Origin of the sequence: Streptomyces hainanensis (genome assembly GCF_004348415.1) — a bacterium.
In the GTDB taxonomy this organism is placed as follows: Bacteria; Actinomycetota; Actinomycetes; order Streptomycetales; family Streptomycetaceae; genus Streptomyces; species Streptomyces hainanensis.
Window position 1 is genome coordinate 1 of record NZ_SMKI01000055.1, and the last position, 23,397, is coordinate 23,397.

Annotated in this window: 24 protein-coding genes; 11 read left to right on the forward strand and 13 right to left on the reverse strand. The window is 72.3% G+C overall.

Annotated features, from left to right (window positions below; all coding sequences use genetic code 11):
- Window positions 1-124: 124 nt before the first annotated feature.
- Window positions 125-691: a DinB family protein gene (locus E1283_RS07485; protein ID WP_132817109.1), complete on the reverse strand. Its 567-nt coding sequence runs from the start codon at window positions 689-691 to the stop codon at window positions 125-127.
- Window positions 692-869: 178 nt separating this feature from the next.
- On the opposite strand from E1283_RS07485, the gene dnaE reads away from it, so the two are divergent.
- Window positions 870-4,409, forward strand: coding sequence for a DNA polymerase III subunit alpha (gene dnaE, locus E1283_RS07490; RefSeq protein ID WP_132817110.1), 3,540 nt, complete (start codon window positions 870-872; stop codon window positions 4,407-4,409).
- Between the two features lie 33 nt (window positions 4,410-4,442).
- Window positions 4,443-5,033 carry a TetR/AcrR family transcriptional regulator gene (locus E1283_RS07495; RefSeq protein ID WP_207930324.1) on the forward strand — a complete coding sequence of 197 codons (591 nt, stop codon included), beginning with the start codon at window positions 4,443-4,445 and terminating at the stop codon, window positions 5,031-5,033.
- Between the two features lie 50 nt (window positions 5,034-5,083).
- Here E1283_RS07495 and E1283_RS07500 read toward each other — a convergent pair whose 3' ends face one another.
- Both E1283_RS07500 and E1283_RS07505 read right to left on the reverse strand, forming a co-directional pair.
- Window positions 5,084-5,869 (reverse strand): hypothetical protein, encoded by a 786-nt coding sequence (locus E1283_RS07500; protein ID WP_243744668.1) that lies wholly within the window; start codon window positions 5,867-5,869, stop codon window positions 5,084-5,086.
- 111 nt (window positions 5,870-5,980) lie between these two features.
- Entirely contained in the window at window positions 5,981-7,180 is a 1,200-nt protein-coding gene (locus E1283_RS07505; protein WP_243744669.1) for a hypothetical protein, read from the reverse strand.
- A gap of 536 nt (window positions 7,181-7,716) precedes the next feature.
- On the opposite strand from E1283_RS07505, the gene E1283_RS07510 reads away from it, so the two are divergent.
- A complete protein-coding gene (locus E1283_RS07510) occupies window positions 7,717-9,270 on the forward strand; it encodes a pectate lyase family protein (RefSeq protein WP_132817111.1) in 1,554 nt (517 codons plus the stop codon).
- A gap of 64 nt (window positions 9,271-9,334) precedes the next feature.
- On the opposite strand, the gene E1283_RS07515 is transcribed toward E1283_RS07510, so the two are convergent.
- Window positions 9,335-10,222 carry an NAD(P)-dependent oxidoreductase gene (locus E1283_RS07515; RefSeq protein WP_132817112.1) on the reverse strand — a complete coding sequence of 296 codons (888 nt, stop codon included), beginning with the start codon at window positions 10,220-10,222 and terminating at the stop codon, window positions 9,335-9,337.
- Window positions 10,223-10,334: 112 nt separating this feature from the next.
- Here E1283_RS07515 and E1283_RS07520 point away from each other — a divergent pair, with 112 nt between their 5' ends.
- Window positions 10,335-10,925, forward strand: a complete 591-nt coding sequence (locus E1283_RS07520; RefSeq protein ID WP_132817113.1) for a TetR/AcrR family transcriptional regulator — start codon at window positions 10,335-10,337, stop codon at window positions 10,923-10,925.
- Window positions 10,926-11,035: 110 nt separating this feature from the next.
- Window positions 11,036-11,440 (forward strand): metalloregulator ArsR/SmtB family transcription factor, encoded by a 405-nt coding sequence (locus E1283_RS07525; protein ID WP_132817114.1) that lies wholly within the window; start codon window positions 11,036-11,038, stop codon window positions 11,438-11,440.
- 30 nt (window positions 11,441-11,470) lie between these two features.
- Here E1283_RS07525 and E1283_RS07530 read toward each other — a convergent pair whose 3' ends face one another.
- Complete coding sequence (locus E1283_RS07530; protein ID WP_132817115.1) at window positions 11,471-12,664, reverse strand: RNA-guided endonuclease InsQ/TnpB family protein; 1,194 nt, start codon at window positions 12,662-12,664, stop codon at window positions 11,471-11,473.
- Between the two features lie 152 nt (window positions 12,665-12,816).
- Here E1283_RS07530 and E1283_RS07535 point away from each other — a divergent pair, with 152 nt between their 5' ends.
- Window positions 12,817-13,308: an SRPBCC family protein gene (locus E1283_RS07535; RefSeq protein ID WP_132817116.1), complete on the forward strand. Its 492-nt coding sequence runs from the start codon at window positions 12,817-12,819 to the stop codon at window positions 13,306-13,308.
- Window positions 13,309-13,323: 15 nt separating this feature from the next.
- Here E1283_RS07535 and E1283_RS07540 read toward each other — a convergent pair whose 3' ends face one another.
- Entirely contained in the window at window positions 13,324-13,905 is a 582-nt protein-coding gene (locus E1283_RS07540) for an NADAR family protein (RefSeq protein WP_132817117.1), read from the reverse strand.
- 63 nt (window positions 13,906-13,968) lie between these two features.
- Window positions 13,969-14,199 (reverse strand): hypothetical protein, encoded by a 231-nt coding sequence (locus E1283_RS07545; protein WP_243744670.1) that lies wholly within the window; start codon window positions 14,197-14,199, stop codon window positions 13,969-13,971.
- A 158-nt stretch (window positions 14,200-14,357) separates the two neighbouring features.
- On the opposite strand from E1283_RS07545, the gene E1283_RS07550 reads away from it, so the two are divergent.
- Window positions 14,358-15,533, forward strand: a complete 1,176-nt coding sequence (locus E1283_RS07550) for a sensor histidine kinase (protein WP_132817118.1) — start codon at window positions 14,358-14,360, stop codon at window positions 15,531-15,533.
- Complete coding sequence (locus E1283_RS07555; RefSeq protein WP_132817119.1) at window positions 15,530-16,219, forward strand: response regulator; 690 nt, start codon at window positions 15,530-15,532, stop codon at window positions 16,217-16,219. Before E1283_RS07550 ends, E1283_RS07555 begins: the two co-directional genes overlap by 4 nt.
- A gap of 31 nt (window positions 16,220-16,250) precedes the next feature.
- On the opposite strand, the gene E1283_RS07560 is transcribed toward E1283_RS07555, so the two are convergent.
- Window positions 16,251-16,976, reverse strand: coding sequence for a TetR/AcrR family transcriptional regulator (locus tag E1283_RS07560; RefSeq protein WP_132817120.1), 726 nt, complete (start codon window positions 16,974-16,976; stop codon window positions 16,251-16,253).
- A gap of 144 nt (window positions 16,977-17,120) precedes the next feature.
- Here E1283_RS07560 and E1283_RS07565 point away from each other — a divergent pair, with 144 nt between their 5' ends.
- Complete coding sequence (locus tag E1283_RS07565) at window positions 17,121-18,041, forward strand: NAD-dependent epimerase/dehydratase family protein (protein WP_132817121.1); 921 nt, start codon at window positions 17,121-17,123, stop codon at window positions 18,039-18,041.
- Between the two features lie 62 nt (window positions 18,042-18,103).
- Complete coding sequence (locus E1283_RS07570) at window positions 18,104-19,090, forward strand: NAD-dependent epimerase/dehydratase family protein (RefSeq protein ID WP_132817122.1); 987 nt, start codon at window positions 18,104-18,106, stop codon at window positions 19,088-19,090.
- Between the two features lie 51 nt (window positions 19,091-19,141).
- On the opposite strand, the gene E1283_RS07575 is transcribed toward E1283_RS07570, so the two are convergent.
- Window positions 19,142-19,432: a hypothetical protein gene (locus tag E1283_RS07575; protein WP_132817123.1), complete on the reverse strand. Its 291-nt coding sequence runs from the start codon at window positions 19,430-19,432 to the stop codon at window positions 19,142-19,144.
- Window positions 19,433-19,502: 70 nt separating this feature from the next.
- Complete coding sequence (locus E1283_RS07580) at window positions 19,503-20,672, reverse strand: helix-turn-helix domain-containing protein (protein ID WP_132817124.1); 1,170 nt, start codon at window positions 20,670-20,672, stop codon at window positions 19,503-19,505.
- Window positions 20,673-20,752: 80 nt separating this feature from the next.
- Between E1283_RS07580 and E1283_RS07585 the strand changes: the two genes are divergently transcribed.
- On the forward strand, window positions 20,753-21,007 hold the full coding sequence (locus tag E1283_RS07585) for a hypothetical protein (protein WP_165956047.1): 255 nt from the start codon (window positions 20,753-20,755) through the stop codon (window positions 21,005-21,007).
- A gap of 68 nt (window positions 21,008-21,075) precedes the next feature.
- Here the strand turns inward: E1283_RS07585 and E1283_RS07590 are convergent, their stop codons facing one another.
- The 3 genes from E1283_RS07590 to E1283_RS07600 form a co-directional block, all read right to left on the reverse strand.
- Window positions 21,076-21,618: an MOSC domain-containing protein gene (locus E1283_RS07590; RefSeq protein WP_207930325.1), complete on the reverse strand. Its 543-nt coding sequence runs from the start codon at window positions 21,616-21,618 to the stop codon at window positions 21,076-21,078.
- A 65-nt stretch (window positions 21,619-21,683) separates the two neighbouring features.
- Complete coding sequence (locus E1283_RS07595) at window positions 21,684-22,778, reverse strand: hypothetical protein (RefSeq protein ID WP_132817126.1); 1,095 nt, start codon at window positions 22,776-22,778, stop codon at window positions 21,684-21,686.
- A 104-nt stretch (window positions 22,779-22,882) separates the two neighbouring features.
- Window positions 22,883-23,239, reverse strand: a complete 357-nt coding sequence (locus E1283_RS07600; RefSeq protein WP_132817127.1) for a glyoxalase superfamily protein — start codon at window positions 23,237-23,239, stop codon at window positions 22,883-22,885.
- Window positions 23,240-23,397: the final 158 nt, after the last annotated feature.

Genomic DNA, 23,397 nt, shown 5'->3' on the forward strand with positions numbered 1-23,397 from the left:
GCCGCCCGCCGCCGGCGCCCCCCGCGTCGCCCCGGGCGGCGCACCGGGACGACGCCAGCCCGGCGGCCGCCTGACCGCCCGCGGGTCGGCGCGGGCGGCTCCCACGCCGCGCCGGCCCGCCGGGCTACTGGCCGACGCGTCCGTCGACGCGCTCGCGCAGCAGGTCGGCGTGCCCGCAGTGCCTGGCGTACTCCTCGATCCGGTGCACCAGCAGTTCCCGGACCGAGATCCGGTTCTTCCCCAGCCGCTCCCCCAGATCCTGGTGCTCGGCCAGCGCCGCGTCGGTCGCGGCCTGTTCGCGCGCCAGATCGGCGAACGCGGCGTCCACCACGGCCTGCTCGGCGACGGCCCCGTCGAAGTCCGCGTCGCGCACGCCGTACAGCTTCGGCAGCGGGTCGCCCTCGGTGATCCAGTTGCGCCAGTCACGCTCCACCTCGGCCAGGTGCCTGACCAGGCCGAGCAGGGACATCGTCGACGGCGGCACCGACCGGCGGGCCAACTGCTCGGCGTCGAGGCCCTCGCACTTCATGCGCAGGGTCAGCCGGTAGTTCGCCAGGTAGTCCACGAGCGTCGCCAGCTCGCCGTCCGGGCTGGCCTCGTCGTTGCGCGGGTCGTCGTCCGGATCGGCCCACATGTCGGGGTAGACGGTGGCCTGGGTCCATCGTGCGGGTTCGTCACTCACGCGGCCCATCGTCGTCCGCGACGGCCGGGGCGCGCCACCGCTTTACATGTCGGCCTTCCCGGTCACCGGGGGCCAGGAACCGCGGGCCGCCGGTCGACGTCCGCATCCGCGTTTCGCACCGTTTTGAACGAGCGTCCTGAACGAACGTCCTGAACGCTCGTTCAAAACATGGGTAGGGTGTGCCCCCATGGGCAACGCGAACGACCGGGACTTCACCCATCTCCACGTCCACACCCAGTACTCGCTGCTGGACGGCGCGGCACGGCTGGGGGACCTGTTCGCCATGTGTCGGGCGCACGGAATGACGCACCTCGCCATCACCGACCACGGCAACCTGCACGGCGCGTACGACTTCTTCCAGCAGGCCATGGCGGCCGGCGTCACGCCGATCATCGGGATCGAGGCGTATGTGGCGCCGGAGTCGCGCCGGCACAAGCGGCGGGTGCGCTGGGGTCAGCCGCACCAGAAGCGGGACGACGTCTCCGGCTCGGGCGGCTACACCCACAAGACGATCTGGGCCACCAACAAGACGGGGCTGCACAACCTGTTCCGGCTCTCCTCGGACGCCTACGCGGCGGGCTTCTTCGTCAAGTGGCCCCGGATGGACCGGGAGAGCATCGCCGAGCACGCCACCGGCCTGGCCGCCTCCACCGGCTGCCCCTCGGGGGAGGTGCAGACCCGGCTGCGGCTCGGCCAGCCCGAGGAGGCGATGAGGGCCGCCGCCGACTACCGCGACATCTTCGGAGCCGAGAACTACTTCCTGGAGCTGATGGACCACGGCCTCGACATCGAGACCCGGGTCAGGGACGGCCTGTTGGAGATCGGTCGGAAGCTCGGCATCCCGCCGATCGTCACCAACGACTCGCACTACACCTACGAGCACGAGTCGAGCGCGCACGACGCCCTGCTCTGCGTCCAGACCGGCAAGAACCTCTCCGACCCGGACCGCTTCCGGTTCGACGGCACCGGCTACCACCTCAAGTCGCCGGCGGAGATGTACGCCATCGACTCCTCCGACGCCTGGCAGCGGGGCTGCGCCAACACCGCGCGCCTCGCCGAACGCGTCGACACCACGGGGTGGTTCGGGAAACACGACCTGATGCCGCGCTTCGAGGTGCCCGACGGGCACACCGAGGTCTCCTGGTTCCGCGAGGAGGTGGCGCGGGGCATGGCCCGCCGCTACCCCGGCGGTGTCCCGGAGGCCCACCACCGCCAGGCGGAGTACGAGATGGACGTCATCATCCAGATGGGGTTCCCCGGCTACTTCCTGGTGATCGCGGACTTCATCATGTGGGCCAAGGCCCAGGGCATCGCGGTCGGCCCGGGCCGCGGCTCGGCCGCCGGCTCACTCGTCTCGTACGCGATGGGCATCACCGACCTCGACCCCCTGGAACACGGCCTGATCTTCGAGCGGTTCCTCAACCCCGAGCGCGTCTCCATGCCCGACGTCGACATCGACTTCGACGAGCGCCGGCGCGGCGAGGTCATCCGCTACGTCACCGAGAAGTACGGCGCCGACAAGGTCTGCCTGATCGGCACCTACGGCACCATCAAGGCCAAGAACGCCATCAAGGACGCGGCCCGCGTCCTCGGTTACCCCTACGCGGTCGGCGACCGGATCACCAAGGCCATGCCCGCCGACGTGCTCGGCAAGGGCATCCCGCTCTCCGGCATCACCGACACGTCGCACCCGCGCCACGCCGAGGCCGCCGAGGTCCGGTCGATGTACGAGAACGAGCCGGACGTCAGGCGGGTCGTCGACACGGCGAGGGGCGTGGAGGGCCTGGTCCGGCAGATGGGGGTGCACGCCGCCGGCGTCATCATGTCCAGCGAGCCCGTCACCGACCACATCCCGGTCTGGGTCAGGCACACCGACCAGGTCACCATCACCCAGTGGGACTACCCCACCTGCGAGTCGCTCGGCCTGCTGAAGATGGACTTCCTCGGCCTGCGCAACCTCACCATCATGGACGACGCGCTCGCGCTGATCGAGCGCGACAGCGGCGTCCGGCTCGACCTCCTCTCGCTACCGCTCGACGACCGTGCCACCTTCGAACTCCTGGGCCGCGGCGACACGTTGGGCGTCTTCCAGTTCGACGGCAACGCGATGCGCGCACTGCTGCGGCTGATGCGGCCCGACCAGTTCGAGGACATCACCGCGGTCACCGCGCTCTACCGTCCCGGGCCGATGGGCATGAACAGCCACACCAACTACGCGCTGCGGAAGAACGGCCAGCAGGAGATCACCCCGATCCACCCGGAGTTGGCCGATCCGCTGCGCGACGTGCTGGAGATCACCTACGGCCTGGTGGTCTACCAGGAGCAGGTGCAGAAGGCCGCCCAGGTGCTCGCCGGCTACTCGCTCGGCCAGGCCGACCTGCTCCGCCGCGCCATGGGCAAGAAGAAGCCCGAGGTGCTGGCCAGGGAGTTCGTCACCTTCCAACAGGGCGCCAGGGAGAAGGGGTTCTCGGACGAGGCGGTGCGGGCGGTCTGGGACGTCCTGGTGCCCTTCGCCGGCTACGCCTACAACAAGGCACACGCCGCCGCCTACGCCCTGGTCTCCTACTGGACGGCCTACCTCAAGGCCAACCACCCGGCCGAGTACATGGCCGGCGTGCTGACCTCGGTGAAGGACGACAAGGACAAGATGGCGCTCTACCTCAACGAGTGCCGACACATGGGCATCAGGGTGCTCCCGCCCGACGTCAACGAGTCCGACGCCGACTTCACGCCCAACGGCGGCGACCGGATCCGCTTCGGGTTGACGGCGGTCCGCAACGTGGGCCGGAACGTGGTGGACTCGGTGATCCGCACCCGGAACTCCCGGGGGAGGTACGCCTCGTTCACCGACTACCTCGACAAGGCCGAGGCGGCGGCCTGCAACAAGCGCGCCACCGAGTCGCTGATCAGGGCCGGCGCCTTCGACCAGCTGGGCCACACCCGCCGGGGTCTGGCGGAGGGGTACGAACCGCTGGTCGACGCCGCCGTCGCCGTCAAACGCCGGGAGGCCGAGGGCCAGTTCGACCTGTTCGGCGGCCTGAGCGACGTCGGCGCGGACGCGCCCCCGCTCGGCCCGCCGGTCGCCTTCTCGGACACCGAGTGGCCCAAGCCCCACCTGCTGGCCCAGGAGCGGGAGATGCTGGGGCTCTACGTCTCCGACCATCCGCTGTCCGGCATCGAGCACGTGCTGGCGGAGCGCGCGGACGCGACGATCGCCACCCTGAACGGCGACCGTCCGGACGGGGCGGTCGTCACGATCGGTGGCATCATCTCGGGCCTGCAGCGGAAGACGACCAAGCAGGGCAACCCCTGGGCCATCGCCACCGTGGAGGACCTCGGCGGCTCCCTCGACTGCATGTTCTTCCCCGCCACCTACCAGCTCGTCTCCACCCAACTCGTCGAGGACGCCGTCGTCTTCGTCAAGGGCCGCCTCGACAAACGCGAGGACGTCCCCCGCCTCGTCGCCATGGAACTCCAGGTCCCCGACCTGAGCCACGCGGGACCCGACGCCCCGGTCCGCCTCGAGATGGCCGAGTCCGCGATCACGCCCGCCGCGGTGCGCCGCCTCAAGGAGGCCGTGCTGGCCCACCCGGGGCCGACCGAGGTCCGTCTCCATGTCCGCGGCCGGGAGAAGACGACGGTGCTGCGGCTCGGCCCACGCGTCACGGCCGGCCCGGGGCTGTGGGCCGACCTCAAGGCGGCGGCCGCCGTCCGCCGGCTGGTCTGAACAACCGTTCAACAGCCGGGGTAGGGTGACCGCATGGGACACCGGGAGCGGTTGATGGCCGGGGCCAGGCGCCTCCTGGCGGAGCGCGGCTACGCCCGCATCACCTCACGCGACCTCGCCGCGGCCGCCGAAGCCCCGCTCGGCACCATCAACTACCACTACGGCTCCAAGGAGGCCCTGCTCAACGCCGCCCTCCTGGAGACGCTGCGCGAGTGGGGCGACCGCACCATGCCCCCGGCCGAGCCGACGGCCGGGGACGACGCCGAGCGCCTGGACCGGATGTGGTCCCGGATCATCGCGTCGGTCTCCGCCGACCGTCCGATGCTGCTGGCCGCCGTCGAGGCGTACGCCCAGGCCGAGCGGTCCCCGGACATCCGCCGTCAGATCGCCGAGGCCCTGGAGGCGTCCCGCCCCCGGATGGCCAGGGAGCTCCACGACCTGGACGCGGAGACCGACCCCGACGTCGACGAGCGCACGGCGCGGGCCGTCGGCTCCGTCCACATGGCGCTCACCACCGGCCTGATCCACCAGTGGCTGGTCGACCCCGAACGAGCCCCGGACGCGGCCGAGTTGGCCCTCGGCCTGCGCGCCATCGCGCACCGCCTGGAGACGGCGGGCCGTTAGGCCCTGCCCGGGTCGGAGGTCGTCGTCGGTCCTGGCCGGTCCGTCCCCCGTCAGCGGAAGATGGCGAGGGCGTCCACCTCAAGGACGCCGTCCGCCGGGTTCCAGTAGCCGACCTTGCCGAGGCAGCGGCCGGAGAAGGCGCCGCTCGGAACCTCGGTGCGCAGACCCGTGGTGCGGCAGGTGACGCGGACGTGGGCGGTCAGGGTGGGATCCTCGTCCGTTCCGTAGGGGGCCGTGAAGACGGTCGTGCCCGGGGAGTCCGGTGTCTGCTCCGACCTGCGGAAACGGCCGCGGACGAGGACGAAGTCGTCGACGTCGCCGAGGGGGACGGCCTCAGGCAGGCGGCCCACGCCGTGGGCGACGCCCATGGTCTTGACCAGGGCCTCGTTACGGCGGACGGTGCGACGGAGCAGGTCGGCGTGTACGACGACGTGTTCGCGTTCCAGGGCCGCGACGATGACGCCGATGACCGAGATCGGCTCGGCGACCTCCAGCCATCTGCTGACGACCTCCCGGCTGCCCTGCACGCCGACCGTCCCGCCGGTGCCCAGGACGCCGGCGTCGACGCCCATCTCCGCGCCGCGCTGGTCCCGTTGCTCGACCTCCTTCTGCAGGGCCTCGGTGTAGCGGCCCATCTGGAAGTGGTCCATCACGGAGCGGTCGTGGAGGTAGATGCACATGGCGAAGGTCAGCCCCGGGACGCCGCGGTCGCGGCGGGAACGCACGATCTCCCGGAGGATCTGCCCCAGGAGGACCAGGAGGCCGGCGGCGGTTCCCAGCCACAGCAGCATCCAGGGCCACCAGACGCTCCACCAGGATTCACGCAGTATGCCCACAGCTCCCCCTGTCCGTACGGTCGTGGGAGGCGAGGGCCGCGCGCCGTCCATGGCGCGGCGGCCGGGGTGGCCGGGGTGGCCGGGACGCCCGCTTCCGGGTGCGGCCGGCCGTCATCCCGGGCCCCCCGCCGGGTCGCACTCACCGACGATCCCGATCATGCGCTCCAGGTAGGTGAGGTCCGGCAGCCGCGCCTGCGTGGTCTCCCGCACCCAGGGGGCCGGGATACCGCGGTCCGCGAGGAATCCGTCGAGCTGTTCCGCGTCCACGGTGCCGTTCGTCGGCTCCAGGACCTGGTAGCCCAACTCCAGGGCGCGCCGGCGCAGTTCGGGGTCGTTGACGATCAGCCGGCCGAGGCGGTCGCCCTCCGGGGTGAGCGCGATCAGCTGCGGCTGGCTGACGGAACGGCTGGTGGGGTAGAGCAGGACCCGTTCCTCGTCCACCGCCCCCCGCTGGGCCTGCTCTCCCACCTGGTACGTGAGGAACTGGTTCTCGTACAGCACGACGATCGGGGCGACCGCCTCGCCCTCGCGGGAGGTGTAGCTGCGGAGTCTGTCGCCCGAGCCCATCCCCTGCCCGACCAGCAGCGGCTTGATGTCCGCCGCGACGGTGTCGGCCTCCGCCGGGTCGTCGGGCACCTTCTGGCCGTTGCGGGTGAAGGCCACCAGACTCAGGTAGGCGGCCGCCGAGTTGCTCGCGCAGAAGTCGGAGGTGTGGGCGAGGACGATGTTCTCGTTGGCGGCGCCGTACCGCTGGATGTCCAGGTCCGTCCAGCGGGTGCCCCGCTCGGTCGCGGAGAGGAACGCGTCCATGTCGAGCTCGTAGTACAGCGGCGCGTCCCCCCGGGGGGTGGGCTGCGGGGTGGCGATGCCGTGGGCCACCAGCGCCTCGGCGTAGGGGCGGAAGGTGGCGAGCACGATGGGGGTGAGGAACGGCCGGTGCACGTTCGCTTCCGGGAACTCCTCGCTGACCAGCTCCGCCGCCGGCTGGCCCGAGGGAAAGACGAAGTCGTAGCCGTCCAGGTTGCCGTTGGCCATCGCGCGTGAGCCGGGCGCCCGCGTCATGCGCACCTCGATGTGGTGGCGCAGCAGGATGCGTCTGACCTCGGCGTCCTCGAAGAACTCGGTCCGGGAGGCCGCCCGGCCCTCCAGGGTGACGACCCGCTCGAAGGGCAGCGGCAGCACGCCCCCGACGGACAGCAGGAGGCAGCCGGCCAGCACCATGGCGAGCACCGGGCCGGCCGACCGGAAGAACCGCCGGTGCACCCGGAGGAAGGACGGCGGCGCTTCGATCGTTAAGAGTGGCTGTTCCACAATGCCGGCTCCCCCATCACCCGACGCTCCCCCTGCGCGGGACCACCCGGACAGGCAACCAGCCACCGGTGGCATCGGTCGGTCGCCGTCGCGACCGTCACGCCAACGCGGCGTGGACGAACGGTGAACGCCCCACGGAGAACTCGTCCCCGCGCGCCTCGGCCCCCGGCGGAAGCCCGCCCGTCGGCCGGGCCGGGGCCTGGTCGGACCCCCGCGCTCGAACTCGTGCCGGACGATCTCTTGTCAGCCCGACGGGCAGCGCCCTATTCTCGCCGGACAGAAAGCGCTTTCTCATCCGCTTTCTGTCACCTTCCATCCCTTGCGCCATGTTGCACGTGAGCCACCAAGTGATCGGGCGTGTCCCTTCGCCCCCCGGGACAGGGTGACGGGCGTGCGACACCGTCACGCACACGTTCCAGGCCGTCCCTCGCGGTTCCGCGACGACGGCTTCTCGCAACAGGTCACGTGCCGCGCCGGGGCGTCCCGGCATGACACGGCGACCTCCACGCACCCCCCACACGAAGGGCGAGCCGACAATGAGAGGTTCAGTCGCGCCGCGACTGTACGCGGCACTGGCCTTGCTGGCCATGCTGGTCATGACGGGCGTGGTGCTGTCGATGCCGGAGGCATCGGCGGCGTCGGGCAGTGCCACGGGCTACGCGTCCCAGAACGGCGGCACCACCGGCGGAGCGGGCGGGCAGACCGTCCGGGCCACCACCGGAACCGCCATCCACCAGGCGCTGTGCACCCGGGCCAGCAGCAGCACCCCGATCATCATCCAGGTCGAGGGCACCATCAACCACGGCAACACCAGCAAGGTGTCCGGCGACAGCTGCAACACCGCCGACGGTGTGATCGAGCTCAAGCAGATCAGCAACGTGACGATCGTCGGCGTGGGCGGCGGAGCCGTCTTCGACCAGCTGGGCATCCACATCCGCGAGGCCAGCAACATCATCATCCAGAACGTGACGGTCCGGAACGTCAAGAAGTCGGGCTCCCCCACGTCCAACGGCGGCGACGCCATCGGCATGGAGAGCGACGTCCGCAACGTCTGGGTCGACCACGTCACCCTGGAGGCGTCGGGTGGTGAGTCGGAGGGCTACGACGGACTCTTCGACATGAAGGACAACACCCAGTACGTGACCCTGTCCTACAGCATCCTGCGCAACTCCGGCCGCGGTGGGCTCGTCGGGTCGAGCGAGAGCGACCGCTCCAACGGCTTCATCACCTACCACCACAACCTGTACCAGAACATCGACTCCCGCACGCCGCTGCTGCGCGGCGGCATCGCGCACGTCTACAACAACCACTACGTGAACCTCAACGAGTCCGGGATCAACTCCCGGGCCGGGGCCCGCGCCAGGGTGGACAACAACTACTTCGAGGACTCGAAGGACGTCCTCGGCACCTTCTACACCTCCGAGGCCGGCTACTGGCAGGTCAGCGGCAACACGTTCGACAACGTGACCTGGTCGAGCCCCGGTGAGGACACCAACCCGGCCGGGCCCAACCCGCAGTCCAACACCTCGGTCAGCATCCCCTACTCCTACACGCTGGACGCCGCCAGCTGCGTGCCGAGCGTCGTGAGCCAGACGGCGGGCGCCAACAAGGGCCTGCGCGAGTCGGACGGCAACTGCACGCCGCAGAACCCCGACCCGACCGACCCGGACCCGACCGACCCCGACCCCGACCCGACGGACCCGGACCCGACCGACCCGCCGACCGGGACCAACCTGAGCCTCGCGGGCGACTCGGACGGCAGCAGCAAGGCCAGTGGCACCAGCTTCGGCAACGTGCGGGACGGCAACCTGAGCACCTACTGGTCGCCGTCCGGCTCGACCGGCTCCGTCTCGATCAAGTGGAGCTCCGCGACCACCGTCTCCTCGATCAACATCCGTGAGGCGTCGGGCGCGGTGGGCAACATCGGGTCGTGGCGGGTCGTCAACGCCGACACCGGGGCCGTCCTGGCCTCCGGCACCGGCGCGCGCGCCATCACCTTCCCGGCGACCTCGCTGCGCAAGATCACCTTCGAGATCACCAGCTCGACCGGCACCCCGAGGGTCGCCGAGTACGAGACCTACGCCGGCTAGGTCCGCGGCACCCCGCGGGGGCGGCCGGGCCGCGGTCGCCCCCCTTCCGGCGCCCGGGCGCCGGCTACGCGGCGGGCTTCCTCAGCAGTTCCACCACGCTGGAGAAGCTGTCCGCCGCGTGGCCGGCGTCCATACCGCGCCGGAAGAGGTCGACGACGGCGGCCGGCAGCGCGGTGTCGACGCCGGCGTCGGCGTTGGTGCGCAGGATGTGCTCGACGCTCGCCGTGCCCATGGCCAGGCGGTCGACGTCGCCCCGGTGGTCACCGGCGTCCACCCGCTCGGCGTAGAAGGCGAAGAACCCGGGCAGCGAGTTCGCCGTGTCGACGGCGTGCGACAGGATGTCGGCCGCCGTCAGGCCGTTCGCGTTGGCCAGGGCGATCGCCTGCCAGTAGCTCAGCATGGAGGTCCAGAACATGACCATGCCGATCTGGTAGTAGAGCGCGGCCAGCCCCGGGTCCTCGCCGCAGTAGGGCGTCCGGCCGGTCACGACCTCCAGCAGCGGCTGGTGGGCGTCGAACGCGTCACGGGGTCCGCTGTAGAAGGTGGACGACTCCGGCCGCCCGACCCCGGAGGGCGGCACGGTGACGCCGCCGGTCAGGTGCGTGGCGCCCCGCTCGGCCGCCCAACGGGCGGCGGCCCTGGCCTGCTCCGGCGTGTCCGAGCTGAGGTTGACCAGGACCCGGCCGGCCAGCGCGGCCTCGGCGGGCTCCAACACGGCGTACATCGCCGCGTAGTCGGTGAGGCTGAGGACCACGACCTCGTTGGCGGCGACCGCCTCGGCGACGCCGGGCGCGAGCACGGCGCCGCGCGCCACCAGGGCATCGGCGCGGGAGGCGGTGCGGTTCCACACGGTGACCGCGTAGCCGCGGTCCAGGAAGGCGTCGGCCATCGCCCGGCCCATCGGGCCCAGGCCCATCACGGTGACCGACCGGCCGGAACTGTTGCTGCTCATGTCGAGATCTCCCTCGCTGCGGTCTCTAAAACGAACGCTCTATCCAGAGCCAGGGCACCGTAGCACACCGCTAAAACGAACGTTCTACTCAGTGGCGCGGTACGGTGGCGCCATGCAGACCAGCACCCGGGACCGGATCGTCGTCGCCGCCGCGCGCCTGCTCCAGCGGCAGGGGTACGTCGGCACCGGCGTCAAGCAGATCGCCCAGGAGGCGCGCGCCACCCTGGGCTCGGTCTACCACTTCTTCCCCGGGGGCAAGGAGGCCGTCGCCGTCGCCGCGATCGAGCACAGCGGCCGCGAGTTCGCCGCGCTCCTCGCGACCGCGTTGGACAGCCGACCGGACCCGGCCGAGGCGGTGGACGCCTGCGCCCGGCTGCTCGCCGAGGAACTGCGCGCCTCGGGCTGGATCGACGGCTGCCCGGTCACGGCGGCGGCCCTGGAGACCCTCGGCACCGACTCGGAGATCCAACGGGCCTGCGCCGCCGCGCTGCACGACTGGGAACGGCTGGTCGCGGACAAGCTGCTGCGCGGCGGCTTTCCCGCCGACACGGCGGGGGAACTGGCCACCACCGTCATCAGCACCCTGGAGGGCGCCGAGGTCACGGCCCAGGTCAGGCGCGCCGAGGAACCACTGCTCGCGGCCGGCCGGCAACTCGCCCGCCTGCTGCGGTCGTACGAGATCGCCCCGGCCGAGGCGCGCTGAGCCCGGCGCGGCACCGCCGCCCAACCTCCCCGAGGACGCCAGCCGTTCGACACCGGCCGGGCGCCGGCCTGCACTGGCCTCACGCGTAACCCATAGGTTACGCTTCTGCCGTGGACGAGCTGAGCGAGGTGGCGGACGCCGTCGCGGATCCGGTGCGCCGGGAGATCCTCGACATGCTGCGCCACGCCCCGTTGACGGCGGGCGCGATCGCCGGCCGGTTCGCCATCAGCCGGCCCGCGGTGAGCCGCCATCTGCGGGTGCTGCGGGAGAGCGGCCTGGTCAGGGACGAGCAGGTCGGGCGGCACCGGCACTACTCGCTCGTGCCCTCCCGGCTGTCCCAGCTCGCCGCCTGGCTCGCCAGGTTCGAGGCCCAACAGCCCAACTGGTCCCAGCGCCTGGACGCGTTGGGGACCGAGGTCCACCGGACACGCCGGGAGCGGAGCCGGGTTGAGGCCGAGGCCGCCGCGCCGGACTCCGCATCCGACCAACGGCAGCCCAGGAAGGACACCGCTTGACTTCCTCCCCCTCCTGGTAGAGGGGGATTCCTACGGCTCGCGCCGTGGGGTTTTCTGCTTCGTCGCCGACTGCCCGCCCGGAGTTCTCCGTTGAGGTCTTACACCGGCTCCACAGACTGTCACCGCCAGCCCGGCGGCCTTGAGGTTCCTGGCCGCGTTCACGTCCCGGTCATGGGTCGTGCCACAGCCCTCACACGTCCAGACGCGGACGTGCAGCGGCATGCTCCTGGCGAGAGTGCCGCAGTGGGAGCACAGTTTGGAGGAGGGGAAGAAGCGGTCGACCACCACCACGTCCCGTCCGTACCAGGATGCCTTGTACTCCAGCATGCTCCGGAACTCCGACCATGCCGCGTCACTGATGGCGCGGGCCAGGCTCCGGTTCTTGACCATGTTCCGCACGGTCAGGTCCTCGATCACGAGCGTTTGGTTCTCACGCACGAGCCGAGTGGACAGTTTATGCAGGTGATCGCGCCTGCGGTCGGTGATACGGGCATGGATCCTGGCGACCACGCGCCGGGCCTTGACCCGATTCGCCCCATCTCCCTTGGCCTTCTTCGCCAGACGGCGCTGCGCCAGGGCGAGACGGGCACGGTCGGTGCGTTCGTGCCGGGGGTTGGCGATCTTCTCACCCGTCGAGAGGGTCAGCAGGTGATCAAGGCCCACATCGATGCCGACCGCACCATCGGTGCCGGGGAGCGGCTGGACACTGGGGTCCTCGCACAGCATCGAGACGAAGCAACGCCCCGCGCCGTCCTGGGAGACCGTCACCGTGGACGGTGTGGCGCCGTCGGGAAGCGGGCGCGACCACACGATGTCCAGGGGTTCGTGCATCTTCGCCAGCCACAATTCACCGTCCCGGAAGCGGAACGCGGAGGTGGTGTACTCGGCGGACTTCCGCGACCTCTTCCGCGACTTGAAACGGGGATACCTCGCCCGCTTGCCGAAGAAGCCCGCGAACGCCGCCTGCAGGTGCCGCAAAGCTTGCTGGAGCGGCACCGAGGACACCTCGTTGAGGTAGGCCAACTCCTCGGTCCTCTTCCACGCGGTCAACATGGCCGAGGTCTGGTTGTAGTTCACCCGCTCCTGCCGCGCCCACGCCTCCGTACGAGCCGCGAGCGCCAGGTTGTAGACCTTGCGGACGCACCCGAACGTGCGCGACAGCTCAGCCGCCTGCGCATCGCTCGGATAGAAGCGGTACTTGAACGCCCGCTTCACACACGCCATGCTCACAAACTAGTGTGCCATCAACTAAAGATCAAATCCTCGGGTCAGAGCACCGCGATCCGCCTTGACGGCGCATCGCAGCCCTATTGTCCTGCTCCGCAGGAGTCCGATTCCTCCCCCGCCCGAAGGCGGGGTTTCCTCGGAGGTCCCAGATGACCCAGGAGCCCACCGGCCGACTCGTGCCCACGCCGACGGGATGGGATCTGGTCCTCACCCGCACCTACCGCGCCCCGGTCGCCGACGTCTGGGCCAGCGTCACAGAACCGGACCGCACCGCGCGCTGGTTCGGCCCCTGGCGTGGTGACGCGGCGCCCGGACGCTCCGTGGAGGTGCGGCTGGCGTTCGAGGAGTCGGCGCCGTGGTGCCCGATCCGGATCGACGCCTGTGAGCCGCCTCGGCGGCTCGCCGTCACGATGGAGGACGAGGCCGGGACCTGGGCGCTGGAGCTGCTGCTCGCCGAGACCGACGGCACCACGGAGCTCCGGCTGGTCCACCACCTCGCCTCCACGGAGCAACTCGGCTCGGTGGGCCCGGGATGGGAGTACTACCTGGACCTGCTCACCGCCGCCCGCACGGGCACACCGCGGCCCGACTTCGCGGACTACTACCCGGCGCAGCAGGCCTACTTCGACTCCCTCGCCTGAGACGGCCCCAGGCCGTCACGCCTGGGCCAGCCGGGACCTCACCTCCATCAGCGCGAAACCGAGCAGGTTCCGACCACGCCACCGGGCCGGATCCTCGGCCCGCTCGTCGTCGGCGGCCAGCCCGATCCCCCAGACGCGGTCGAGCGGGCTCGCCTCGACCAACACCCGGTCACGGGTGCCCGACAGGTAGGCGAGCCGGGCCGGGTCCTGACCGAACTTGGCGATGTTCCCCTCGACCACGAGCTCGAAGCAGGAGGCCTGCCAGCGCTCCTCGTCGAACCCCCGCACCCGCCGGCCCAGCTTCTTCGCCTCGGCCGGGTGGCCGGCGGCGAGAATCCTCGCCTCCGACTCGGCGTCGCCGAAGAGCCGCGCCTTGCCGGCCATCATCCAGTGCTCGGCGGTGGCGTACTCCACCCCGCCCACCACGAAGCGCGACGGGCACCACTGGCTGAGCACCCCCGCCCCCAACCGGCCGTCGGCCCGGGGCTGGTGCCCCCAGAACATCAGCCACTCCGGGCTCGCGCCGGCGGCGACAAGCGCCGCCAACTCCTCGCGGCTCCTGGCCTGAACCGCGCTTCTCCCCCACTCCGTGTCCATGCCCCCGATACTCCCAGCCGCCACTGACAACCGGCGACCGGATATTTCCCGCCCGCGCCCGCCTCACCGCCCGGCCCGCTCGCCGGCCGCGCCGATCGCCAGGCCGAGCACGACCATGACCACATAGGCGTAGATCTCGTAGCCCCCGGGGGCCAGCACGCGGAGGAACCCGAAGATCCGGAACACTCCGAACCACTCGTGCAGCAGCCCACTCGCCCCGCCCACGACGAGGACGAAGCAGATCAGGCCCGACAGGACGGTCAGCGGTGGGTTCCGCGGCGCGGTCGACATCATGCCCCGACGCTAGGGAGTCGGTGCGGGGCCGCGCGTCCGGCTTCGGGCGCGAACCGCGACGACCATGGGAGGACGCCGCCGACCGCCCGTCATCCTTAGGTATCGACTCCCCGGCCACCGCTCCCGCCGCCGCCACCCGCCGCGTAGATTGCCGGGACATGCGCCGCATCCCACGCAGCCGCCGGGACTGGGCCGCCGACCTGGGGCTGCTGCTCTTCGCCGCCGGCTTCGCCGCGGTCAGCTCGCAGTCGATCCCGGTCGACGGCGACCCGGGCCCCGTCTGGCGGGCCGCCGACCAGGTCGTCGGCGGCCTGGGGTGCGCGGCGATCCTGCTGCGGCGCCGCTGGCCGGTGCAGTTGGCGGTGGTGCTGCTGTTGGCCGGCAGCCAGGCGCACTATCTGACCGGGCCCGCGATGGTGGCCGTGTTCACGGTGGCCGCCACCCGGCCCTGGCGGGCCACGGCCTGGGTGGCGGGGCTCGCCTTCGCCCCGCTGCCCCTTCTCCTGTGGCAGCTGCCGGATCTGGCCCAGGACCGCGCGTCGTCGGCGGCCACCTACTTCGCGTTGCTGGCCGGGACGGTCGGCTGGGGGCTGTTCCGCCGCTCCCGGCGGCAGTTGATCGCGTCGCTCCGCGAGCGCGCCGAACTGGCGGAGGCCGACGCCGAGTTGCGTGCCGAGCGGGCCCGCCGCGAGGCCCGCGAGGAGATCGCTCGCGAGATGCACGACGTGCTCGGGCACCATCTCTCGTTGCTGAGCGTGCACGCCGGCGCGCTGGAGTTCAACACCGCGGCCCCGCGCGACGAGATCACCCGGGCCGCCGGGGTGATCCGGGAGAGCGCGCACCTGGCCCTGAGCGACCTCCGGGAGGTCATCGGCGTGCTCCGCGCCGACCCTTCGGACGGCGACCGGCCGCAGCCCGAACTCGCGGACCTGCCACGGCTGGTGGCCGAGGGCCGGGCGGCGGGCGGCCGCATCGAGCTCACCGGGCCACCGGTCGGGCCGACGCCGCCACCGCTGGTGGGCAGGACGGCCTACCGCATCGTCCAGGAGGCCATGACCAACGCGCGCAAGCACGCCCCCGGCGCGGCCGTCGCGATCCGGGTGGCCGGGCGCCCGGCCGACCGGCTCACCGTCGAGATCCACAACGCGCCGTCCGCCGCCACCGCCCGCCCGGATTCGCTCCCCCCGGTCGGGGGCGGCGGCCAGGGCCTGGTCGGGCTCGCCGAACGGGCCAGGCTGGCCGGCGGCGAGCTCCGGGCGGGCCCGGCCGTCGACGGGTTCCTGGTCCGCGCCTGGCTACCCTGGCCGACGGCGGAGAAGGGAGGTGGCCGGTGATCCGCGTCCTGCTCGTCGACGACGACGCGATCGTGCGGGCCGGACTCCGCCTGATGTTGGGCGGCGCGCCCGATGTCGAGGTCGTCGCCGAGGCGGCCGACGGCCGCGAGGTGGCGGCGCTGGTCGCCACGCACCGCCCCGACGTGGTGCTGATGGACATCCGGATGCCGGACGTCGACGGGCTGACCGCCACCGAGGCGCTGCGCGCCGGGCCCGACGCCCCCGAGGTGCTGGTGCTGACGACGTTCCACACCGACGGGCACGTCCTGCGGGCGCTGCGCGCCGGCGCGGCGGGCTTCCTCCTCAAGGACACCCCGCCGCGCGAGATCGTGGCCGCGATCCGCACGGTCGCCGCCGGTGATCCGGTCCTCTCGCCCGCCGTCACGCGCCGCCTGATCCAGCGGGTGACCGGCGACCCGGGCCAGGACGACCGCGCCACCGCGGCCAGGTCCAGGCTCGCCCTGCTCGGCGAGCGCGAACGCGAGGTGGCGGGGGCCGTCGGGCGGGGCCTCTCCAACGCGGAGATCGCCAGGCGACTCCATCTGGCCGTCCCGACCGTGAAGACCCATGTCTCCCGCATCCTCACCCGGCTCGGCCTCAACAACCGCGTGCAGATCGCCCTGTTGGTCCACGACGCCGACCCGCCGCGCGACGCCGACCCGCCGCGCGACGGCGCCGCCGGCTGACCACCGGGGCGCCGGCCGTCGGGTCACCCGCTCAGGCGTCCGTCGGCGGCGAGGTGAGACCGGCCAGGTCCGCCATCACCCACGCCTGGTGGTCGAAGTAGTCGCGCCGGGCCTCGATCATGTCGTCGAGCCGGCCGAAGGTCTCGAAGCCGACCAGGCCGAAGAGCTGCGTCCACAGGGTGAGCGCCGTGGCCAGCACCGATTCGAGGGGCATGGGCAGGTCGGGGAGCCGGGTCGGCCAGTAGGCCGTCAGCCGGTTCAGGTCCTCCCGCACCGCGGGGGGCAGCGGCCGGGCGGGGACGGGTGAGCGGTGCCCGTCGGCCGCGCCGTCGATCAGGATGCCGGTCACCGTGAGCAGGATGCGCGCGGCCGGCGCGACCGTCTGCCGGGGGGCGGCGTAGTCGGGCAGGGGGCTGCCGTAGATCAGGCCGTACTCGGCCGGGTGGGCGAGTGCCCAGGTGCGCACCGCGTGGCAGACGGCGAGCCAGCGTTCGTCCGGGCGCGCGTGCGGGACGGCGGCGACGGCGGCGTCCACCGACCCGGCCAGGGCCTCGTAGGCCTCGGTGATCAGCGCGGTGAGCAGGGCTTCGCGGCTGTCGAAGTAGCGGTACAGCGCGGACGGAACGAGACCCGCGTCGCGGGCCACCGCCCGCAACGAGAGGTTGGCTCCCTCCGTGGCCAGGTGGCGGCGGGCGACGCCGAGGATCTCCTCGGTGATCTCGGTGCGCACCCGCTCGCGGAACTTTCTCCCTGACATGCCCGGATTATGACACGCGCGAGAACGGTGGAGCGATACGAGAACGGTGTTCTTGAAAAATGCCCTTGCCAGCGCGTACGCTGCACGAAGCCTGGACGAGAACAGTGTTCTCACACGAGAACGGCGTACAAGGAGCGGTGTCCCATGTCCCTACACGTGATCGTCGGAGCGGGCCCGGTCGGATCCGCCACGGCACGCCTCCTCGCCGCCCGCGGCGAGGAGGTGCGGCTGGTGACGCGGAGCGGAACCGGCCCCGAGCACCCCGCCGTCGAACGGGTGGCGGCCGACGCGGCCGACACGGCGGCCCTCACCGGACTCGCCGACGGCGCCGCGGCCCTCTACAACTGCGCCGGTCCCCCGTACCACCGCTGGGCCGAGGAGTGGCCGCCGCTGGCCGCCGCGCTGCTGGAGGCCGCCGGCTCGACCGGCGCCGTCCTGGCGACCACCTCCAACCTCTACGGCTACGGGCCGGTGGACGGCGTCCTCACCGAGGAGACGCCGCTGCGCGCCCAGGGCGTCAAGGGGCGGGTGCGGGCCCGGATGTGGGAGGACGCCCGCGCCGCACACGAGGCCGGGCGGATCAGGGCCACCGAGGTCCGCGGCTCGGACTACCTGGGCGACGGCACCCAGTCGCTGCTGACCGCCGCCGTGCTGCCCGCGGTGCTGGCCGGCCGGCGGGCGCGGGTGCCGGCCGACGTCGACGCCCCGCACAGTTGGACGTACGCCGGCGACGTCGCCCGCACGCTCGTCACCGTCGCCGCCGACGAGCGTGCCTGGGGCCGGGCCTGGCACGTGCCGACGCCCCGGCCCCGGTCGATCCGCCAACTCGCCACCCTCGCCTGCTCCCTCGCCGACGCCCCCGCGCCCCGGCTCTCGGGAATGCCGCGCGCGGTGCTGTGGCTCGGCGGCCTCGGCAACCCCGTGGTCCGGGAACTCCGGGAGACCCAGTACCAGTTCAGGAAGCCGTTCGTGCTGGACTCCAGCGCCGCCACGGCCACCTTCGGCATCGAACCGACGCCGACCGAGGAGGCGTTGGAGGAGACGGTGCGCGCCCTGCCGCGGTAGGCCGGCTCTGCCCTCGGCTAACTCCCTGGGCGACGGCCGGTCGCGGGTGCTTGGCTGGCGGCATGGACATCCTGGTACTCGGCGGAACGGCATGGGTGGGGCGCGAGGTCTCGCGGGCGGCGATCGAGCGCGGTCACCGGGTGACGTGCCTCGCCCGCGGCGAGAGCGGAGGCGTGGCGGACGGGGCGGCCCTGGTGGCCGCCGACCGCCGTGACCCCTCGGCGTACGAGCGGGTGCTCGGCCACGACTGGGACGCGGTCGTCGAGGTGTCGTGGCAGCCGGGCTTCGTCCGACGGGCCCTCGCCGCGCTGGCCGACCGGGCCCGGCACTGGGTCTATGTCTCCTCCGGCAACGTCTACGCCTCGCACGCCGAGTCGGGGGCGGACGAGTCGACGCCCCTCCTCGTGCCGACCGACCGGGAGGAGGTCGACCGCGCGCTGTACGGCGAGGCCAAGGTGGCCTGCGAACTGGCGTCGACGGCCGCCGTCGGCGACCGCCTCCTCATCGCCCGCGCCGGCCTCATCGGCGGCCCGGGAGACCACAGCGGCCGCTCCGGCTACTGGGTGGCCCGCGCGGCGCGCGACCCGCGGGGCCCGATGCTGGTCCCCGACACCCCCGCCATGCCCACCCAGGTGGTCGACGTCCGCGACCTCACCGACTGGCTGCTCGACGCGGCCGAGACGGGACACACCGGCACCTACGACGCGGTCGGCCCCGTCCTCCCGCTCGGCGAGTGGATCGACCTCTCCCGCACCGTCGGCGGCCACGCCGGCCCGGTGGTCACCGCCACCTCGGACTGGCTGTTGGCGCACGAGGTGGCCGAGTTCATGGGGCCCGAGTCGCTGCCGATGTGGCTGGTCGAACCAGGCTGGGAGGGCTTCTCGGCCCGCACCGGCACCGCCGCCCGAGCCGCCGGCCTGCGCCACCGCCCCCGGGCCGAGCTGGTGGCCGACACCCTCCGCTGGGAACGCGACCAGGGCCTCGACCGCGAACGCCGCGCCGGCCTCAGCGAGGCCCGCGAGCGGGAACTCGTCGCGGCCCTCGCCTGAACGCGGAGCGGGCCGTCGCTACCGCTCGTCGCCCCGAACGGCCCGAACGCCCTACAGGCGGCGTACCCGGGATGCGACCAGATGGCCGATGAACAGGTAGACCACGGCCGCGAGTCCGTAGCCGCAGACGACCCGTGCCCACTCGTCGTCGAAGGTGAACATGTCGTGGGACCAGCTCGCCAACCATCTCGACAGGCGTCTGAGAAGGCTGACCAGATCGTTGTCCGGGTTGGCGTCCAGCAGGTACATCAGGATCCACAGACCGATGACGGCCGCGGCGATGTCCGCGACGACGCCGATCGCTGTAGCCGCGGGGCCGGAACGCACTTTGTAGGGAGACATGACAATTCGCCTTACCTCTGGCGGCCGATCGAAACGCGGCCCGGTGGGTCTGCCGTGCGTGTGACAGCGGTCAGATCCTGACGCCCGCCCGCTTCGCCAGCCGGGTCAGGCGGGGGTTGCTCCGCCGGTGAAGGGATGTCAGCACCCGCATCAGCTCCTGGCTCGTGGGGTGCACGGCCGCCATCTCGGGGGCCGCGGCCCAGGCCGACTCCAGTGACTCCAGGGCGCTGTCCCGGTCCCCCAGCGCGAGCTGCGACCGGCCGAGGTTCATGTACAGCGGACCGATCCGCGTGGCGGGCAGCGCCAGTCCGCTCCGCAGCAGGTCCTGGGCGGTGTCCATGGCGTTCCGGTGCCGCCCCAGGTCGGTGGCGGTGGAGACCACGTGCACCGCCGTGTTCTCAGGGCCGAAGTGCAGGCCGTGGTCGTCGACGTCCTCGGCGAACTCGTCGGCCGCCCGCCACGCGGCCTCGGTATGCCGCTCGACGGTGGCCCTGTCGTTGAGGCGCCCCGCCAACGTCAGCCCCCGCAGGTGGAGGATGCCGAGCCCGAAGGCACGGTCCCGCCCGCGCAGCGTCGACTCGGCCGCCACGACCGCGCGGTCGACCACCGCCAGGCCGCCGGCGAAGTCCCCGGAGTTCAGGAAGGCGCCGGCCTCGTCCCGGGCGGCGAGGGTGGCCGCGACGGGGTCGGCCCGCTCCGCCGCCAGGCGTTGCTTCATGACCGCCAGTTCGGCGAGGTGCATCCACCGGTGCCGGGCCGCGAGCCAGTACACGGCGCTGTACACGTCGGCGACCAACGTCCAGGCCGCCGGCGAGCCGACCGCGTGCGCGTGGTTGGTGGCCCTCGTCAGAATCCCCGGCAGCTTGGCCAGGACCTGGGACAGCTTGGAGTTGTGCCGGTGCCGGACCAACTCGGCCAGCTCGCGCGGCAACTCGTGCGGCGCGGTCGGCGGGGTGTCCGCGATGTCGAACCGCCGGATGGCGAAGGTGAGACTGGTCAGGTTCTCCTCCGCCGAGCGGCCGACCGGCGCCCGGCCCAACAACTCGTCGAGGGTCAGCCCCATGGCGTGGGCGAGCGATGCCGCCACGCCCTGGGTCAGTGTCCGGTCGCCCACCTCGATCTTGCTGAGGAGGGACACGGAGACGCCAGCGCGTCGGGCGAGGGCGACCTGCTTCAGGCCACGCTCCTTGCGGAGGTCGGCCACGTTGGTACCGGGTCCGGGAACCGTGGTGCCGCTCATGGTGTGCGTCTTCCCCGTCGGCTGTCCTTCCCCCCATGGTTCCACCGGTTCGCACCAACCGCTCGGCAGCTGTGCGAGCCGTGTGCAAGTTCGCCGATCAGCAAGGTCGTTCACTTGGCGTGTCCGCAAGCACACGATCCGAACAGGAGCTGACCGTGGTGCATCGCCTGATCGAGACCACTGACGAACTACCGTTCCCCAAGCGGTCGCTGGCACACGGTGAAGTCGCACTCGTCGGCGCCGGCGGCTTGGCCGCCCTCCTGATCTGGGAGGACGGCGGGGCGCTACGGGTCCCCTGCTGGGAGCACCTGCCGGTTCAGCCTGAAGAACCCTGACGGCACCGGTGCCTCCGCCACCGCCGCTCCGGCTCGTGGAAGCCCCGGCCCTCCGAGACCGGCGCCGCTCAGACCCGGTCGAGCGGCCGGTGCGGACCGGCCGGCAGCTCCACGGTGATCGCGTCGCCGGGACGCACCACGCCGCCCGCCTTCACGATGCTCATGACGCCGGCCCTGCGCACGATGTTGCCGAGTCCGTCGCGGCCGACCACCTGCTTCAGCGGACCCGGCTGGAAACCCTCGATCTGCAGGCAGGGGTTGCGCAGGCCGGTGACCTCGACCACGGCCTCGGCGCCGACGCGCAGCAGCGCGCCCACCGGCAGGCCGAGCAGGTCGACACCACGGCTGGTGATGTTCTCGCCGAGCTCGCCGGCGGCCACCCGGAAACCCGCCTCACCCAGCTCGTCGAAGAGCTCCTCCTGGATGACGTGGACCTGGCGCAGGTTCGGCTGCGTGGGGTCCTGGGCGACCCGCGAGCGGTGCTTGACCGTCACACCAGCGTGTACGTCGCCCTCGACGCCCAGGCCGGCGAGCAGGGTGATGCTCTCCCGGTTCGGCTTCGTGAACGAGTACTCCCCGTTGCTGCTGACCGCCGTCACTACCCCGCTCATACGTGATTCCCTTCTTCGCGATCCGCCACGACTCCGACTCCGACTCCGACTCCGACTCCAGGCCGTCAGTGGGTCGGGGCGTGGCTGCCGGCCACCGGCGCGGTGGCCAGGGCGCCGAGTATCTGCGGGGCGTCGCGGCGCCTGGTGGCGATGAGCACCGGCTCCGCGCCGTCGCGGCACTCGATGACGACGCCGTCCCAACCGTAGGCGTTGGGCCAGGCGTCGTGATCGCCGGGCCGGAACGGCCTGACGCCCACGACGGTCAGCGACTCGGGCAGCGCCCGGAGCGCCACCCGCCCGTCCGGATCCGGGGTGGCCGCCGGGCGGCCGTCGCCCAGCAGCAGGAAGTCGAACCCGGATTTGCTGTAGGACACGTCCCCCTGGACGGTGGCGCGGACGATCGCCCGCTCGCCGGGAAGCACGGCGACGATGTGCGCGACACGCTCCGCCCGCCGCGCCCGCCGCAACCACCACCAGCCGAGCAGCGCGGTGAGCCCGGCCACCGGGGGTATGGCCGCCGCCGTGACCAGCAGTGCCTGCGGCACGCCCGCACTCGCCATGCTCGCCACCACGCCGACGGTGCCCAGCAGGGCGGCGCCGACGACGACCGTGGCCTGCCAGGGAACGGCGTGTGTCGTGCGCGGGTAGCGGTAGCGGACCCACCAGGCCATCCACAGCACGGACAGGCCGAAGCACAGCGCCATCAGGCCGAAGCCCAACGGCAGTTGCCAGCCGCGGAGCGGCGAGGCGTAGGCGCTCTGGGTGCCAGTGGTGAAGCCGACCTCCCGGATCTCGCCCCGCCAGTACGTCAACGTGACCTCGTCGCCGGGGCGCACCGCGTCGTAGACGGGCTCCCGGCCCTGCATCCGGACAGACCGCTCGGTGTCCGCGCCGCCCTCGGTGACGACGAGCCAGTACCGGACGCCCTTCCCACGGGCCTCGTCCTCCGTGCGAACGACGGTGGCCGGCACCGGGGCCCGGCAGTCGGCGGCCGGCTCGCCGGCCGGGCAGGCGGGCGCGGCCTCCCACGCGTCGCGCGCGTCGAGCCGGCCCGGCACGAGGGCGAACAGCCAACCGGCGACCAGCAGGAGCAGCAGGCCGAAGCCGGCGGCCGGCTGCCACTTCCACGCGAGCGTCGCTCTCGTCGTTCCTTCCGCCATCCCTGTCACCCCCCGATCCACGGCCGTCCCACCAGCCGCGAACTCCGACACTCCTTCACAGTATGCCCGAACCTCTGTTCGCCTAGCCTGGGCCGAGGCACGGCTCAACTCTCCGACGCACCCCCCGACACGCCCTCCGGCGTGCCGATCCGGAGCCGGTTCCCGTCCGGGTCGCGCAGCTCGATCTCGCGGCCCCACGGCGCGGCCTCCGGCTCGACGCCGAACTCGGTGGCGACGGCGTCGACATCACGCACCCGCAGATAGACGAGGGTGTCCGGCCGCGCGTCGCCCTCGTGCTCCGACAGGAACAGCCGCACCTCGCCACGGGCAACCTCGGTGAACACCGGGAGGCCCGGCTCGAACCGGTGCTCCCACCGCTGGACGAACCCCAGCCGCTCGTACCAGGCGACGGCGGCCGCGGCGTCCGCCACGCGCAGGATCGGGATGACCTCTTCTTCCATGCCGCGATTGTCTCCCCCGGCACTGACAACGCCCGGGCGCCGGGCGGACGCTCCGCCCGGACCCAACACGTCGCGCCGTCACGCCCCTTGACTCCCGCTCACCCCACCGGGAACACTCTCGGCGACATCAGCAAGCGCTTGCCCCAGCGCACCCCCTC